Here is a 14,066-nt window from a genome sequence, read left to right on the forward strand (position 1 = left end):
CAACGCGGCGTGCGGATATGAAAAAAGGGACGGCATCGCCGTCCCTTTCCTTGTTGCCTGGCGAAGCCGCTTATTCCTGCGGCGTCGTTTCCTTGGCGGCGGGCGCCGTCTCGACCAGCACCATCGGGCCTTCCGGCAGCGGCGGCAGCGGCTTGCGCTCGCGTACCACGCGCGGTGCCGGCGGGAGGCTGGCGGCGGCTTCCTGCGCCGCGCGCAGCTTGCTGCTGTCGGTGTTCACCCACTCCAGGCCGGCGGAGGCGAGCATCGGCTGCAGGTTTTCCAGGCTTGCCGGGGCCGCTGCCGGAGCAACGGCGGCGGCCACCGGGGCAGGCGCTGCCACGGGTGCTGCTACCGGCACTTCCACCGGGGCGGGCGCCTGGACAACGGCTTGCGCCACGGGAGCCGGCGCGGCCGGCTGCGGCGCGTAGGCGGCCGGGCTGGCGGCCACGGTTTCCTCCGCGGCGGTTTCAGCCACCGGCGCGGGCGCCGCGGCTTCGACGGGCTCGGCCACCGGGGTGGCCAGCACTTCGGCCGGCAGCACCGTCGGCGCCGCCGCAACTTCGGCGACCTCGGCGGGCTGATAGGCCGGGGCGCTCGGCACCGGCTCGGCGGCCACGGCGGCCACGGATTCGGCCACCACCGCTTCGACGGTCTCGACGACCTCGACGGTCTGGACCGCGGCGGCCGGGGCTACGGCTGCCACGGCTACCGCTTCGCGCGGCTCGGCTGCTTCCTCGCCCTCGGCACCTTCGGCGCCCTCGGCGCCCTCGGCGTTTTCCCCGGCCTGCACGCTGTCGTCGCGTTCGCGGCGATAGCGGTTGCGGCCACGGCGGTTGCGGCGGCGGCGTTCCTCGCCTTCGCTGCCTTCGCCGTTGGCGGCGCCTTCCGGCGCTTCCTGCAGGTCGGCGCGTGCGTTGTCGGCCTCGTCGCGCTGGATCGCCGGCGCGGTCACGGTAGCCACGGCGGCGCTGGCGGCTTCGGCTGCCAGGCCTTCGCCGTTTTCGTCCTCACGCGGTGCCTCGCCGCGCTCGCGCTGGCGTTCGCGCTGGCGCTCGCGGCGCTCCTGGTTGCGGTCGCGGCGGCCTTCGCCACGGCCTTCGGTGCGCTCGGCTGCGGCGCCTTCGGGCTGCGGGCGTGCCGGCTGGGCTTCCAGCGCGGCCTGGCGCGGGGCGCGGCCGTTGCGTTCGCCGCGCTCGCCGCGTTCCGTGCGTTCGCCACGTTCGGCACGCTCGCCGCGCGCTTCGACGCGCTCACCGCGCTCGCCACGTTCCTGCGGCGCGCGCTCGCCGCGCTGGCCGCGGCCCTGGCGGTCGCCACGCTCGCCGCCGCGTTCACCGCGTTCACCGCGTTCGGCACGCTGGCCGCGCTCGCCGCGGCTTTCACCGCGTTCGCCACGCTGGCCGCGTTCGCGGCGGCTGTCGCCGTTGCGCTGTTCCGACTCGGCCGGCTTGGCGGGTTCCGCCGCGGGGGCCGCCGGCTTGGCGCCGAACAGGCCCTTGAGCCAGCCCATGAAGCCGCCGCTGGCCACCGGCTGGGTGGCCGGCACCACCGGGCGGGCCACCGGCGGCTCGACGCGCGCGGGACGCTCGGGGCGCGGCACCGACACCGGCGCCGGCTGCTCGGGCGTGATGCCCTTGACGGCGGCTTCCTGGCGCGGCTTGGCGTCTTCCTTCTTGCGGCTGCTGTAGCTGGTGTCGGCTTCCAGTTCCTTGGCGGCGGCCTCGGCCATCTTGTAGCTGGCGGTGCTGTCTTCCAGGCGCGGGTCGTCGTGGCGCAGGCGCTCGAGCTTGTAGTGCGGGGTCTCGAGGTGCTTGTTCGGGATCAGCAGCACGTTGACCTTGAAGCGCATCTCGATCAGGTTGATGTCCTGGCGCTTCTCGTTGAGCAGGAACGCGGCCACTTCCACCGGCACCTGGCAGTGGATGGCGGCCGTGTTCTCCTTCATCCCTTCTTCCTGGATGATGCGCAGCACCTGCAGCGCGGAGGATTCGGTGTCGCGGATGTGGCCGGTGCCGTTGCAGCGCGGGCAGGTGATGTGCGAGCCTTCCGACAGCGACGGGCGCAGGCGCTGGCGCGACAGCTCCATCAGGCCGAAGCGGCTGATCTTGCCCATCTGCACGCGGGCGCGGTCATGGCGCAGGGCGTCCTTGAGGCGCGTTTCCACGTCCTTCTGGGCCTTGCTGGCTTCCATGTCGATGAAGTCGATCACGATCAGGCCGCCCAGGTCGCGCAGGCGCAGCTGGCGGGCGATCTCGTCGGCGGCTTCGAGGTTGGTGCGTAGCGCCGTTTCCTCGATGTCGGCGCCCTTGGTGGCGCGCGCCGAGTTGACGTCCACCGAGACCAGCGCCTCGGTGTGGTCGATCACGATGGCGCCGCCCGAGGGCAGCATGACCATGCGCGAGTAGGCCGATTCGATCTGGTGCTCGATCTGGAAGCGCGAGAAGAGGGGCACGTCGTCCCGGTACTTCTTCACGCGGTTCATGTTGTCGGGCATGACCACGCTCATGAAGGCGCGGGCCTGCTCGTAGATTTCGTCGGTGTCGATCAGGATCTCGCCGATGTCCGGCTGGAAATAATCGCGGATGGCGCGGATCACCAGGCTGGATTCGAGATAGATCAGCAGCGGGGCCTTGTTGTCGCCGGCGGCGCCGTCGATGGCCTTCCACAGCTGCAGCAGGTAGTTCAGGTCCCACTGCAGTTCCTCGGCCGAGCGGCCGATGCCGGCGGTGCGGGCGATGATGCTCATGCCGTCGGGGACGGTCAGCTGGCCCATCGTCTCGCGCAGTTCCTGGCGGTCCTCGCCCTCGATGCGGCGCGACACGCCGCCGCCGCGCGGGTTGTTGGGCATCAGCACTAGGTAGCGGCCGGCCAGCGAGATGAACGTGGTCAGGGCCGCGCCCTTGTTGCCGCGCTCTTCCTTCTCGACCTGGACGATCAGTTCCTGGCCTTCGTGCAGCGCGTCCTGGATGCGCGCGTTGCGCACGTCCACGCCTTCCTTGAAGAAGGCGCGCGCGACTTCCTTGAACGGCAGGAAGCCGTGGCGCTCTTCGCCGTAGTTGACGAAGCAGGCCTCCAGCGACGGCTCGATGCGGGTGATGACGCCCTTGTAGATATTGCCCTTGCGCTGTTCGCGCCCGGCAGCCTCGATGTCGATGTCGATCAGTTTCTGACCATCGACGATGGCGACGCGCAATTCTTCCTGCTGCGTCGCGTTGAACAACATGCGTTTCATCGCATTACCTCACTCCAATGCCGCGGATTGCACCGGCATGCGGTGCCCGCAGCGTTCCGTGGAGCACGCGAGGGAGCGAGCGAGGGCGCGAGAATTGCCGAAAGCGCCGGCGCGCCGACAGGCGCGGCCCGGCTGGGCGCGGGTGAAAGAGAGGTAACGACGTCGAAGCGCCGTCCGCATGGTCGGAGAGAACGCCGGCGTGCTGCTCTGCGCAGCGTTTCCGGCGGGTTTCCGGCTGGCATGGGCGGCGGCGCGGGCGCAAAGGGCGCCGGTCGCACCGCGGCCGGCCGCGGAAGGCCTAGGACGCGTCAAAGAGCAAGTTTGTCGACACGGCAATGCTGCTTCGCTACCTGACATCTCCTGGCGGGCGCACCTACTACTTCTTGGAGTTCTGCGACCGGGCGCCGGTAATAAACCAGTCAGGCGGCGTCTGAAGCATGCCGGCGGCACCGTTTCCCGGTGCGGGCGGGACTTCTCTCACCAGAGCGGATGCCAACAGGGCATCCGCGATCAAATTCTGTTCTACCTGAACACTCTTCCCACGTGACCGCCGTCAGCGCCGAAGTCGCCTTCGGGCAACTTCCTGCGCGGGCGATACCGTGCGTGCTGCGTTTTTGCCGCCATTCACCAGCCGCGGGCTCGCGGGGTACGCAAAGAAGCGGGAGGCTGGCAGGGCTGGCGGCAACCCAAAGTGTAAAATACGACGAATCGCCTACACCTGACTTGCGCTGCCGGTCTTTGGCCGGGACAGCGAGGAAATTATATTGAAAATGAATGAGTTACGCCATCAAATTGAAAAAGAGGTGCGGGCCGCCGCGGCCGCACCCCAGGTGGCGTATATAACAATTGGCGAAGAGGCCGAGGGCCAGCGCATCGACAACTTCCTGCTGAAGCTGTCCAAGGGCGTGCCCAAGAGCCATGTCTACCGCATCCTGCGGTCCGGGGAAGTGCGCGTCAACAAGGGCCGGGTGGATGCCACCTATCGCCTCTGCATGGGCGACATCGTGCGCATTCCTCCGATGCGCGTGGCGGAAAAGGCATCCGATCATGCCCGTTTCGTGCCCGCGGCCAGCTTTCCGGTGGTATTCGAGGACGAGCACCTGCTGGTGATCGACAAGCCGGCCGGCGTGGCCGTGCATGGCGGCTCGGGGGTGGCGTTCGGGGTCATCGAGCAACTGCGCCGCGCGCGCCCGCAGGCGCGCTTTCTCGAACTGGTGCACCGGCTCGACCGCGAAACCTCCGGCCTGCTGATGCTGGCCAAGAAGCGCAGCGCGCTGGTCGGCCTGCACGAGCAGATCCGCGGCAACGCGCTCGACAAGCGCTATTTCGCCTGCGTGGCCGGCCATTTCGACAACGCCCGGCAGCACGTGAAGCTGCCGCTATATAAATACACCACGGCCGACGGCGAGCGCCGCGTGCGGGTCCAGGACGACGGCCTGCCGTCGCACACCATCTTCAACCGCCTGGAAGTGCTGCCGGGCTTCACGCTGCTGGAGGCGGAGCTGAAGACCGGCCGCACCCACCAGATCCGGGTCCACCTGGCGCATTCGGGCTTTCCCATCCTCGGCGACGAGAAGTACGGCGACTACGGCCTGAACAAGGCGCTGGCCCGCAGCGGCGCCAATCCGGGCCTCAAGCGCATGTTCCTGCACGCGCACAGCCTGACCTTCACGCACCCGGCAAGTGGCGAGAGCGTCACCGTCACCGCCCCCATGCCGCCGGAATGCGAAGCCTTCCTGCAGCAAGCCCGCAACCAGCGCGCCCACGACTGAGGCGCCGACAAGGAAATCAATGGCCAGGCAACGTTTCGACCTGATCGTGTTCGACTGGGATGGCACCCTGATGGATTCCACCCCGACCATCGCCAAATGCATACAACTGGCCAGCCGCGACCTTGGCCTGCCGGTGCCCGACGACAGCGCCGCCAGCCACGTGATCGGGCTGGGGCTCAAGGATGCGCTGTCCTACGCCGTGCCGACGCTGGACCCGGCCGACTATCCCAAGCTGGCCGAGCGCTACCGCTTCCACTTCCTGACCCGCGACGCGGAGCTGGTGCTGTTCGACGGCGTGCGCGAGATGCTCGAGGCATTGCATGCGCAGCACTACTTCCTCGGCGTGGCCACCGGCAAGACGCGGGTAGGCCTGCAGCGCGCGCTGCAGGCCACCGGCCTCGGGCCGCTGTTCGACGGCACCCGCTGCGCCGACGAAACCTTCTCCAAGCCGCATCCGGCCATGCTGCAGGAACTCACGCGCGAGCTCGGGCAGGAGATGGAGCGCACCGTGATGATCGGCGACACCACGCACGATCTGCAGATGGCGGCCAATGCCGGGGCCGCCGGCATCGGCGTGGGCTACGGCGCGCATCCGGCGGATGCGCTGCGCGCGATGGCGCCGGTGCACTGCGCGGCCTCGATCGCCGACCTCAAGGACTGGTTGCTGACGCATGCCTGAAACACCATTGGCGATAGCGGCGGGCGCGCGCCGGCTGTGCGCGGCGCAGGACCTGGCCGACGGCGGCGCCGGCGTGCGCTTCGTGGTCGGGATCGGCGGGCGCCAGGTGGGCGCCTTCGCGGTGCGCTTCGACGGCGCCGTGCACGGCTACCTGAACCAGTGCGCGCACGTGCCGATGGAGCTCGACTGGCAGGAAGGCCAGTTTTTCGAGTCCTCGGGCCTATACTTGATGTGCGCCACACATGGCGCGATTTATGCACCGGACAGCGGGCTGTGCGTGGGCGGTCCTTGCCGCGGCGCGTCGCTGTCCCGGCTGCGCGTGGAAGAGCATGACGGCAGCGTCTACTGGGTGCCGGAAAGCCCCTACGAGGCACCCGCCGAGGCACCTGCCACGCCGTCTGCCTAGCCCGACCCTCACCGACAACCAAGAGCGAACCAAGAGCCAACTGCATGACTGAACAGCAAAAACCGCCGCAGGACGAAACCGGCAAGCCGCAGGAGCCGGCCGGGTCCGCCGGCGAACGGCTGGAAACCGCCGCGCACGCCGATTTCCCGCTGGAGCAGGACCTGCGCGCCGGCGACGACGCGGCCCGGCGCGAAGCCGGCGAGCGCCGCGCGCGCCTGGCGGGCGGCGGCAGCGGCCCGGTGCCGACCGGCGCCGGCTGGGAGCGCGACGTGCTGGAGAAGGTGCTGATGGCCACCCTGCGCGAGCAGCGCGCCGCGCGCCGCTGGCGCATCTTCTTCCGCTTCGTGGGCGTGGCGCTGTTCGCGCTGGTCTTCTTCGCCATCTTCGACTTCAAGGGCGACGGCAGCATTACCGCCACGTCCGGCCGCCACACGGCGATGGTGTCGCTGGACGGCGAGATCGCCGCCGGCACGCCGGCCAGCGCCGAATCGATCAACGCCGCGCTGCAGGCGGCGTTCGCCGACACCAATGCCGCCGGCATCATCCTCAAGATCAACTCGCCGGGTGGCTCGCCAGTGCAGGCAGGCATGATCAACGACGAGATCCACCGCCTGCGCACGCTCTACCCGAACAAGCCGTTCTACGTGGTGGTGGAGGAGATCTGCGCCTCGGGCGGCTATTACGTGGCCGCGGCGGCGGACAAGATCTATGTGGACAAGGCGAGCATCGTCGGCTCCATCGGCGTGCTGATGGACGGCTTCGGCTTCACCGGTCTGATGGACAAGCTCGGCGTGGAGCGCCGGCTCTACACCTCCGGCGCCAACAAGGGCATGCTCGACCCGTTCTCGCCGCAGGTGCCGCGGCAGAAGCAGTACGCCGAGACCATGCTCAAGCAGATCCACCAGCAGTTCATCGACGTGGTCAAGGAAGGCCGCGGCGACCGCCTCAAGGACGACCCGGACCTGTTCTCCGGCCTGTTCTGGTCCGGCGAGCGCAGCATCGAGCTGGGCCTGGCCGACGGCCTGGGCAACGCGGACTACGTGGCGCGCGACCTGTTCAAGGCCGAGGACATCGTCGACTACACGGTCAAGGAAAACATCGCCGAGCGCGTGGCCAAGCGCTTCGGCGCGGCGATGGGCACCGCGGCGATGAAGACCATGCTGTTCGGCACGCGCCTGCAGGCGATTCACTGAGCGGGCGAGGGCGCAAGGAACGGAAACGGGGCGGTGACGCCCCGTTTTTTCGTTTGCGGGCTGCCCGGATGCCGGTCAGCCCGCCAGCAGCGAGAAGATGGCCGGGCGCTTGTGCAGCGCCAGCCGTTCGGGGCGCCACTCGGCGATCGGCAGCGTGACGATGGTCTCGCCCGGCAGCGTCAGGTCCACCGCGATCGACAGCATGGTGGTGCCCGCGCAGTGCTGGCGCAGCGCTTCGAGCAACTGGCCGTTGCGGTAGGGCGTCTCGATCCAGACCTGGGTCTGGTGCGCCTTGCGCGAGAGCTGTTCCAGCTCGCGCAGGCGCTGGGCGCGCTCGCCCGCGTCGACCGGCAGGTAGCCGTTGAAGGCAAAGCTCTGGCCGTTCAGGCCCGAGCCCATCACCGCCAGCAGGATCGAGCTGGGCCCCACCAGCGGGCGCACGCGCACGCCCCTGGCATGCGCCAGGCGCACCAGGTTGGCGCCGGGGTCGGCCACCGCCGGCACGCCGGCCTCGGACAGCAGGCCGCCGTCGCGGCCCGCGCGGATCGGGGCGAGCAGGGCGGCGAGCGCGTCGTCGCGCGTGTTGACGTTGAGCTCGCGGATCTCGATCTGCTGGACCGGCCTGGCCAGCGGGCAGGTCTCGCCGAGCTTTTTCAGGAAGGCCCGCGCGGTCTTGGCGTTTTCCGCCACGAGGTAGTCGAGCCGGGCCGCGATCTGCTGCACGCCGGCCGGGATCACGTCCGGCAGCGGGTCGCTCTCGTCGCGCTTGCCCAGCGTGTTGGGGATCAGGTAGAGGATGCCGCTCATGCTTGGTTTCCGTCGTTGTCTTGGTTGGCGCGCTCAGTGCTGGAAGAGCGGGTAGCCGGCGTGGCGCAGCATGGTGGTCAGCGCGATCAGCGGCAGGCCCACCAGCGCGGTGGGGTCGTCGGATTCCATGTGCGACAGCAGCGCGATGCCGAGCCCCTCCGACTTGGCGCTGCCGGCCACGTCATACGGGCGCTCGAGGCGCAGGTAGGCTTCCAGTTCGTCGTCGGGCAGCTCGCGGAAGGTGGCGCGCGTCTGCACGTCGGCCAGCTGCGCTTCGCCGGTGCGGCCGTCGAGCAGGCACAGCGCGGAATGGAAGGTGACGGTGCGCCCGCGCATCAGCCGCAGTTGCGCCAGCGCCTTCTCGTGCGAGCCGGGCTTGCCGATCTGCGCGCCGTCGAGCGTGGCGACCTGGTCGGAGCCGATCACCAGCGCGCCCGGATGGCGCCCGGCGATCTCCTGCGCCTTGGCGCGCGACAGCCGCAGCGCGGTGGCCTCGGGGCTTTCGCCGGCGAGCGGGGTTTCGTCGATGTCCGGCACCGCCACCGCGAAGGGAATGCGCAGGCGCTCCAGCAGCGCGCGGCGGTAGGGCGAGCTGGAGCCGAGGATCAGGGCGGGGCGGGAAGGTTGCGACATAAGTAATTGAGTGGAAAGGGAAAGCGGCGTATTGTCGTCTTCCAAATTTTTGACCGCGGACGAAAAATCGACGTATAATCGTGTGTTTAGCCGAGCAAGTCCGGCGCATCGCTGTGCGTATCCGTGTATACCGCCTGCGGTTTGCGGCTCCGGGGCCATGTTCCGCGCCGCCAATGCGCCCCAGTGCGCCGGAAGCGGCCGGCGGCGCCGGCGAGGCACGACGAACGGCACGACAAGACATGACCCAGCCGACCCAGCCGATTGACCCGCGCGCGCTCGATCTCTTTGCGTTCTGCCGCGCTGGCGGCGAGGCCGCCGGCGAAGTCGCGGCACGCGATTTGCCGCGCATCATAGCCGAGACCGCGGCGCAAGCGCCAGCATCGGCGGCGGATGAAGTGTTCGCCTATGCGCTTTCCGGCTTTGTCGAGGAAGAAGAGGGCGAACCCGGCGCGCCGGCCACGCAGCGCCTGTTCGTCGACCTGACCGTGAACGGCCGCGTGTGGCTCGATTGCCAGCGCTGCCTGCGGGTGTTTGCGCAGGACATCGCCACCGACATGTGTTTCGAAGTGGTGGCCAGCGAGGAAGAGGCCGATGCGGCATCGATGGACGACGACGAAGTCGACGTGATCGTCGGCGCCCGGCGCTTCGACCTGCTGACGCTGATTGAAGATGAAGTGCTGCTGGCCCTGCCGGTGGCACCCAAGCACGACGTCTGCCCCGAGGTGCACGAAAGCCTCGTCACCGGGGCGGACGGTCTGGCGGAACCCGAACCCGAGGAACCGCCGGAAGAAGAAAAACGGCCTTCGCCCTTTGCGGCGCTGGCCGGCCTGAAGACGAAGCACTGACGCCGGTCCGCCGGTATTCAGGCAGCGTCCGCAAGGCACCAGGATCAGCATCCGGCCGGGCCCGGCTACGCCTCGTGCGGGATGCGTGTGTTACCATTGAAAAATTCTCGAAGGAGTCATCATGGCAGTTCAACAGAACAAGAAGTCGCCGTCCAAGCGCGGCATGCACCGTTCGCACGATCATCTGTCGGCCGCGCCGCTGGCGGTGGAACCGACCACGGGCGAAACCCACCTGCGTCACCACGTGAGCCCGAACGGCTACTATCGTGGCCGCAAGGTCATCAAGACCAAGAACGACTGACAGATCGTTCGGCGTGACTTTGCGTCTCGTACGCGCACGTTGGTAGGTCGAAAACAAAAAAGCGGCAAAATCGTTGCCGCTTTTTTGTTGCGCGCTCGCAGCGCACCGCAGTGCAGGCTTCCGGCCTTCAAGTCATGCCGATAGGCGCTTGTGCACCAGGAAACAATGACGATCAAACTAGCTATCGACTGCATGGGTGGCGATCACGGCGTTGACGTGACGATCCCGGCAGCGATCAGTTTTCTCTCCAGCCACAGCGACGCCGAGGTGGTGCTGGTGGGCCTGCGCGACAGCATCGAGGCGCAGCTCGCCAAGCTGCAAGCGCTCGATCACCCGCGCGTGCGCGTCGTGGCCGCGACCGAAGTCATTACGATGGACGACCCGGTCGAGGTGGCGCTGCGCAGGAAGAAGGATTCCTCGATGCGCGTGGCCGTGACCCAGGTCAAGGAGGGTCTGGCCGACGCCTGCATCTCGGCGGGCAACACCGGCGCGCTGATGGCGGTGTCGCGCTACGTGCTCAAGACGCTCGAAGGCATCGAGCGCCCGGCGATCGCCACTTCCATTCCCAACGAGCAGGGCTGGGGTACCACGGTGCTCGACCTCGGCGCCAACGCCGACTGCGGGCCCGAGCACCTGCTGCAGTTCGCGCGCATGGCCGAGGCGATGGTCGCGGTGGTGGACCACAAGGAACGCCCCAGCGTCGGCCTGCTCAACATCGGCGAGGAAGTGATCAAGGGCAACGACGTGGTCAAGCGCGCCGGCGAGCTGCTGCGCGCTTCGGAGCTCAATTTCTACGGCAACGTGGAAGGTAACGACATCTTCAAGGGCACCACCGACATCGTGGTGTGCGACGGTTTCGTCGGCAACGTCGCGCTCAAGAGCAGCGAAGGCCTGGCCAAGATGATCGGCAACATGATCAAGGAAGAATTCACGCGCTCGTGGTTCACCCGGCTGCTGGCGGGCCTGGCCATGCCGGTGCTCAAGCGCCTGTCCCGGCGGCTCGACCCCGCGCGCTACAACGGCGCATCGCTGCTGGGCCTGCGCGGGCTGGTGATCAAGAGCCACGGCTCGGCCGACGCGCACGCTTTTGAGTGGGCCATCAAACGCGGGTATGATGCGGCCAGTAATGGTGTGATCGCTCGCACCATTCAGGCTTTCGCCAACAAGTCAGGTAACAGCACTCCGGCTTCCGGCCCGCAGTCAGGTGCCCAGGATCCTAGTCCAAGCCCGTACGCCGCCTGAGGTTCTGATGCAGATGCCGCGGGCGACGACCCGTGGCCACACGATCGATCCGACACTACATGACAAGCTACGCAAAAATCATCGGGACCGGGAGCTATCTGCCTCCGCGGCGTGTCACCAATCAAGAACTCGCGGCGCAACTGGCTGAGAAGGGCATCGAGACCAGCGACGAATGGATCTTCTCGCGCAGCGGCATCTCGGCGCGCCACTGGGCCGAGCCGGACGTCACCAGCAGCGACCTGGCCGTCAAGGCCGCCGAGCGCGCGCTGGAAGCCGCCGGCATCGACCGCCAGAGCATCGACCTGATCATCGTGGCGACGTCCACGCCGGATTTCGTGTTCCCGAGCGCCGCCTGCCTGGTGCAGCAGAAGCTCGGCATCACCAACGGCTGCGCCGCGTTCGACATGCAGGCCGTGTGCTCGGGGTTCGTCTACGCGCTGTCCACGGCCGAGAAATTCATCCGCAGCGGCTCGCACCGCAACGCGCTGGTGATCGGCGCGGAAGTGTTCTCGCGCATTCTCGACTTCAATGACCGCACCACCTGCGTGCTGTTCGGCGACGGCGCCGGCGCGGTGGTCCTGTCGGCGTCCGAGGAACCCGGCATCCTGTCCGCGGCGATGCATGCCGACGGCAGCCACGTCGACATCCTGTGCGTGCCGGGCAACGTGTCGGGCGGCAGCATCACCGGCAATGCGTTCCTGCACATGGACGGCCAGGCGGTGTTCAAGCTCGCGGTCACGGTGCTCGACAAGGTTGCCCGCGAGGCGCTCGCCGGCGCGCAGTTCCCGGCCGAGAAGATCGACTGGCTGGTGCCGCACCAGGCCAACATCCGCATCATGCAGAGCACCGGCAGGAAGCTCGGCCTGCCGCCCGAGCGCATGGTGGCGACCGTGCACGAGCACGGCAACACCTCGGCCGCCTCGATCCCGCTGGCGCTGGACGTGGCGGTGCGCGACGGCCGCATCCGCCCGGGCCATCACGTGCTGATGGAAGGCGTGGGCGGCGGCTTCACCTGGGGCGCGGTGCTGGCGCGCATGTGACATCCGGCGGCGCCGCGGCGCCGCCACGCCGCTGCGTTTTTCGCGGTGTTCCTCTTTAAGATTCGATTGCGATGAAATTTTCCTTTGTATTCCCCGGCCAGGGCTCGCAGGCGGTCGGCATGCTCAATGCGTTCGCCGACAACGCCGTCGTGCGCGCCACGCTGGAAGAAGCCTCGGCCGCGCTCGGGCAGGACCTGGGTCGCCTGATCGCCGAAGGCCCGGCCGAGGAACTGAACCTCACCACCAATACCCAGCCGGTCATGCTGACCGCGGCCGTGGCGATCTACCGCGCGTGGATCGACGCGGGCGGCGCGGCGCCCGCGCTGGTGGCCGGCCACAGCCTCGGCGAGTATTCCGCGCTGGTGGCCGCCGGCGTGATCCCGTTCGCCGAGGCGGTGCCGCTGGTGCGCTTCCGCGCGCAGGCGATGCAGGAAGCCGTGCCGGTGGGCGAGGGCGGCATGGCCGCCATCCTCGGCCTGTCCGACGACGACGTGCGCGCCGCCTGCGCCGAGGCTTCGGCCGCGGGCGTCGGCGTGGTGGAAGCGGTGAATTTCAACGCGCCGTCGCAGGTGGTGATCGCCGGCAACAAGGCGGCCGTGGAGAAGGCCTGCGAACTGGCCAAGGCGCGCGGCGCCAAGCGCGCGCTGCCGCTGCCGGTGTCGGCGCCGTTTCACTCGTCGCTGCTCAAGCCGGCGTCGGACCGCCTGCGCGAGCGCATGGCCGGCATGGCCTTCGGCGCGCCCGCCATTCCCCTGGTCAACAACGTGGACGTGGCCATCGTCAGCGACCCGCAGGCGATCAAGGACGCGCTGGTGCGCCAGGCCGCGGCGCCGGTGCGCTGGGTCGAGTGCGTGCAGAAGATGGCCGCCGAGGGCGTCACCCACGTGATCGAGTGCGGCCCCGGCAAGGTGCTGGCGGGCATGACCAAGCGCATCGACGGCAACCTGACCGGCGGCGCGATCTTCGATCCGGCCTCGCTGCAGGACACGCTGGCGCTGCTCAAGTAAGGCAAGAAAGGACCAACGCTATGACGAAAACTCTGGAAAACCAGGTCGCGCTGGTAACGGGCGCCTCGCGCGGCATCGGCCGCGCCATCGCGCTCGAGCTGGCTGCCCAGGGCGCCACCGTGATCGGCACCGCCACCAGCGAGGCGGGTGCGGCCGCCATCGGCGAATACCTGGCCGCGGCCGGCGGCACGGGCCGCGGCGCGGTGCTCAACGTCAACGACGCCGCGGCATCCGAGGCGCTGATCGACGGACTGGTCAAGGCGCACGGCGGCCTCGGCATCCTCGTCAACAACGCGGGCATCACGCAGGACCAGCTCGCCATGCGCATGAAGGACGAGGACTGGAGCGCGGTGATCGAGACCAACCTGACCGCGGTGTTCCGCCTGTCGCGCGCGGTGCTGCGCCCGATGATGAAGGCGCGCGGCGGCCGTATCATCAACATCACCTCGGTGGTCGGCTCGACCGGCAACCCGGGCCAGATGAACTACGCCGCCGCCAAGGCCGGCGTGGAAGGCATGAGCCGCGCGCTGGCGCGCGAGATCGGCAGCCGCAACGTGACCGTGAACTGCGTGGCGCCGGGCTTCATCGACACCGACATGACCAAGGTCCTGTCGGATGAGCAGCACGCGGCACTGAAGACCCAGATCCCGCTGGGCCGCCTCGGCCAGCCGGAAGACATCGCGCATGCGGTGGCTTTCCTGGCCGGCCCCCAGGCAGCCTACATTACCGGTACGACGCTCCATGTGAATGGTGGCATGTACATGAATTGATCACGTTTCACGGCGGACGGTTTCGAGGGAGAAGCCGGCAGATGCCGTGTGAAGTGGTTGTTTTTTGAACTGAACGGGCGCGGTTCTTGCAATGGAAGGCGGGTGGGATTTTTATGGTCCAAACCTGCTAAAATGCGCC

At 68.5% G+C, this 14,066-nt stretch carries 13 protein-coding genes; 10 read left to right on the forward strand and 3 right to left on the reverse strand.

Translation table 11 applies throughout. From position 1 onward, the window contains the following. Positions 1–70: 70 nt before the first annotated feature. Positions 71–3,232: an Rne/Rng family ribonuclease gene (locus AC3WXD_RS08795; RefSeq protein WP_492323535.1), complete on the reverse strand. Its 3,162-nt coding sequence runs from the start codon at positions 3,230–3,232 to the stop codon at positions 71–73. A gap of 770 nt (positions 3,233–4,002) precedes the next feature. Here AC3WXD_RS08795 and AC3WXD_RS08800 point away from each other — a divergent pair. The 4 genes from AC3WXD_RS08800 to AC3WXD_RS08815 are packed head-to-tail and all read left to right on the forward strand — an operon-like array spanning position 4,003 to position 7,282. Continuing rightward, entirely contained in the window at positions 4,003–5,004 is a 1,002-nt protein-coding gene (locus tag AC3WXD_RS08800; protein WP_029044048.1) for an RluA family pseudouridine synthase, read from the forward strand. A 19-nt stretch (positions 5,005–5,023) separates the two neighbouring features. Next, complete coding sequence (locus tag AC3WXD_RS08805) at positions 5,024–5,683, forward strand: HAD-IA family hydrolase (RefSeq protein WP_020205097.1); 660 nt, start codon at positions 5,024–5,026, stop codon at positions 5,681–5,683. Then, positions 5,676–6,089, forward strand: a complete 414-nt coding sequence (locus AC3WXD_RS08810) for a Rieske (2Fe-2S) protein (protein WP_029044049.1) — start codon at positions 5,676–5,678, stop codon at positions 6,087–6,089. The genes AC3WXD_RS08805 and AC3WXD_RS08810 overlap by 8 nt, the downstream gene beginning before the upstream one ends. A gap of 44 nt (positions 6,090–6,133) precedes the next feature. Continuing rightward, positions 6,134–7,282, forward strand: coding sequence for a S49 family peptidase (locus AC3WXD_RS08815; protein ID WP_059415492.1), 1,149 nt, complete (start codon positions 6,134–6,136; stop codon positions 7,280–7,282). Positions 7,283–7,357: 75 nt separating this feature from the next. On the opposite strand, the gene AC3WXD_RS08820 is transcribed toward AC3WXD_RS08815, so the two are convergent. Further along, positions 7,358–8,089, reverse strand: a complete 732-nt coding sequence (locus tag AC3WXD_RS08820) for an SAM-dependent methyltransferase (RefSeq protein WP_020205100.1) — start codon at positions 8,087–8,089, stop codon at positions 7,358–7,360. A 33-nt stretch (positions 8,090–8,122) separates the two neighbouring features. Then, entirely contained in the window at positions 8,123–8,722 is a 600-nt protein-coding gene (locus AC3WXD_RS08825; RefSeq protein ID WP_020205101.1) for a Maf-like protein, read from the reverse strand. Positions 8,723–8,961: 239 nt separating this feature from the next. Here AC3WXD_RS08825 and AC3WXD_RS08830 point away from each other — a divergent pair, with 239 nt between their 5' ends. From AC3WXD_RS08830 to fabG, 6 genes are all read left to right on the forward strand, one after another. After that, positions 8,962–9,567, forward strand: coding sequence for a YceD family protein (locus tag AC3WXD_RS08830; RefSeq protein ID WP_492323536.1), 606 nt, complete (start codon positions 8,962–8,964; stop codon positions 9,565–9,567). A 121-nt stretch (positions 9,568–9,688) separates the two neighbouring features. Next, positions 9,689–9,868 (forward strand): 50S ribosomal protein L32, encoded by a 180-nt coding sequence (gene rpmF / locus AC3WXD_RS08835; protein ID WP_010814675.1) that lies wholly within the window; start codon positions 9,689–9,691, stop codon positions 9,866–9,868. 165 nt (positions 9,869–10,033) lie between these two features. Then, positions 10,034–11,110: a phosphate acyltransferase PlsX gene (gene plsX, locus AC3WXD_RS08840; protein WP_029044050.1), complete on the forward strand. Its 1,077-nt coding sequence runs from the start codon at positions 10,034–10,036 to the stop codon at positions 11,108–11,110. Between the two features lie 59 nt (positions 11,111–11,169). Next, on the forward strand, positions 11,170–12,150 hold the full coding sequence (locus AC3WXD_RS08845; protein WP_020205104.1) for a beta-ketoacyl-ACP synthase III: 981 nt from the start codon (positions 11,170–11,172) through the stop codon (positions 12,148–12,150). Between the two features lie 71 nt (positions 12,151–12,221). Continuing rightward, a complete protein-coding gene (gene fabD / locus AC3WXD_RS08850) occupies positions 12,222–13,157 on the forward strand; it encodes an ACP S-malonyltransferase (protein ID WP_020423891.1) in 936 nt (311 codons plus the stop codon). A 20-nt stretch (positions 13,158–13,177) separates the two neighbouring features. After that, positions 13,178–13,927 (forward strand): 3-oxoacyl-ACP reductase FabG, encoded by a 750-nt coding sequence (fabG, locus tag AC3WXD_RS08855; RefSeq protein ID WP_020205106.1) that lies wholly within the window; start codon positions 13,178–13,180, stop codon positions 13,925–13,927. Positions 13,928–14,066 lie beyond the last annotated feature (139 nt).

It is taken from the genome of Cupriavidus sp. FW216-B1, assembly GCF_058789195.1.

Bases quoted from the DNA above. Each gene is read 5' to 3' on its own strand.
- AC3WXD_RS08795 (WP_492323535.1), bottom strand. From the start codon at position 3,232: ATGAAACGCATGTTGTTCAACGCGACGCAGCAGGAAGAATTGCGCGTC.
- AC3WXD_RS08800 (WP_029044048.1), top strand. From the start codon at position 4,003: ATGAATGAGTTACGCCATCAAATTGAAAAAGAGGTGCGGGCCGCCGCG.
- AC3WXD_RS08805 (WP_020205097.1), top strand. From the start codon at position 5,024: ATGGCCAGGCAACGTTTCGACCTGATCGTGTTCGACTGGGATGGCACC.
- AC3WXD_RS08810 (WP_029044049.1), top strand. From the start codon at position 5,676: ATGCCTGAAACACCATTGGCGATAGCGGCGGGCGCGCGCCGGCTGTGC.
- AC3WXD_RS08815 (WP_059415492.1), top strand. From the start codon at position 6,134: ATGACTGAACAGCAAAAACCGCCGCAGGACGAAACCGGCAAGCCGCAG.
- AC3WXD_RS08820 (WP_020205100.1), bottom strand. From the start codon at position 8,089: ATGAGCGGCATCCTCTACCTGATCCCCAACACGCTGGGCAAGCGCGAC.
- AC3WXD_RS08825 (WP_020205101.1), bottom strand. From the start codon at position 8,722: ATGTCGCAACCTTCCCGCCCCGCCCTGATCCTCGGCTCCAGCTCGCCC.
- AC3WXD_RS08830 (WP_492323536.1), top strand. From the start codon at position 8,962: ATGACCCAGCCGACCCAGCCGATTGACCCGCGCGCGCTCGATCTCTTT.
- rpmF (WP_010814675.1), top strand. From the start codon at position 9,689: ATGGCAGTTCAACAGAACAAGAAGTCGCCGTCCAAGCGCGGCATGCAC.
- plsX (WP_029044050.1), top strand. From the start codon at position 10,034: ATGACGATCAAACTAGCTATCGACTGCATGGGTGGCGATCACGGCGTT.
- AC3WXD_RS08845 (WP_020205104.1), top strand. From the start codon at position 11,170: ATGACAAGCTACGCAAAAATCATCGGGACCGGGAGCTATCTGCCTCCG.
- fabD (WP_020423891.1), top strand. From the start codon at position 12,222: ATGAAATTTTCCTTTGTATTCCCCGGCCAGGGCTCGCAGGCGGTCGGC.
- fabG (WP_020205106.1), top strand. From the start codon at position 13,178: ATGACGAAAACTCTGGAAAACCAGGTCGCGCTGGTAACGGGCGCCTCG.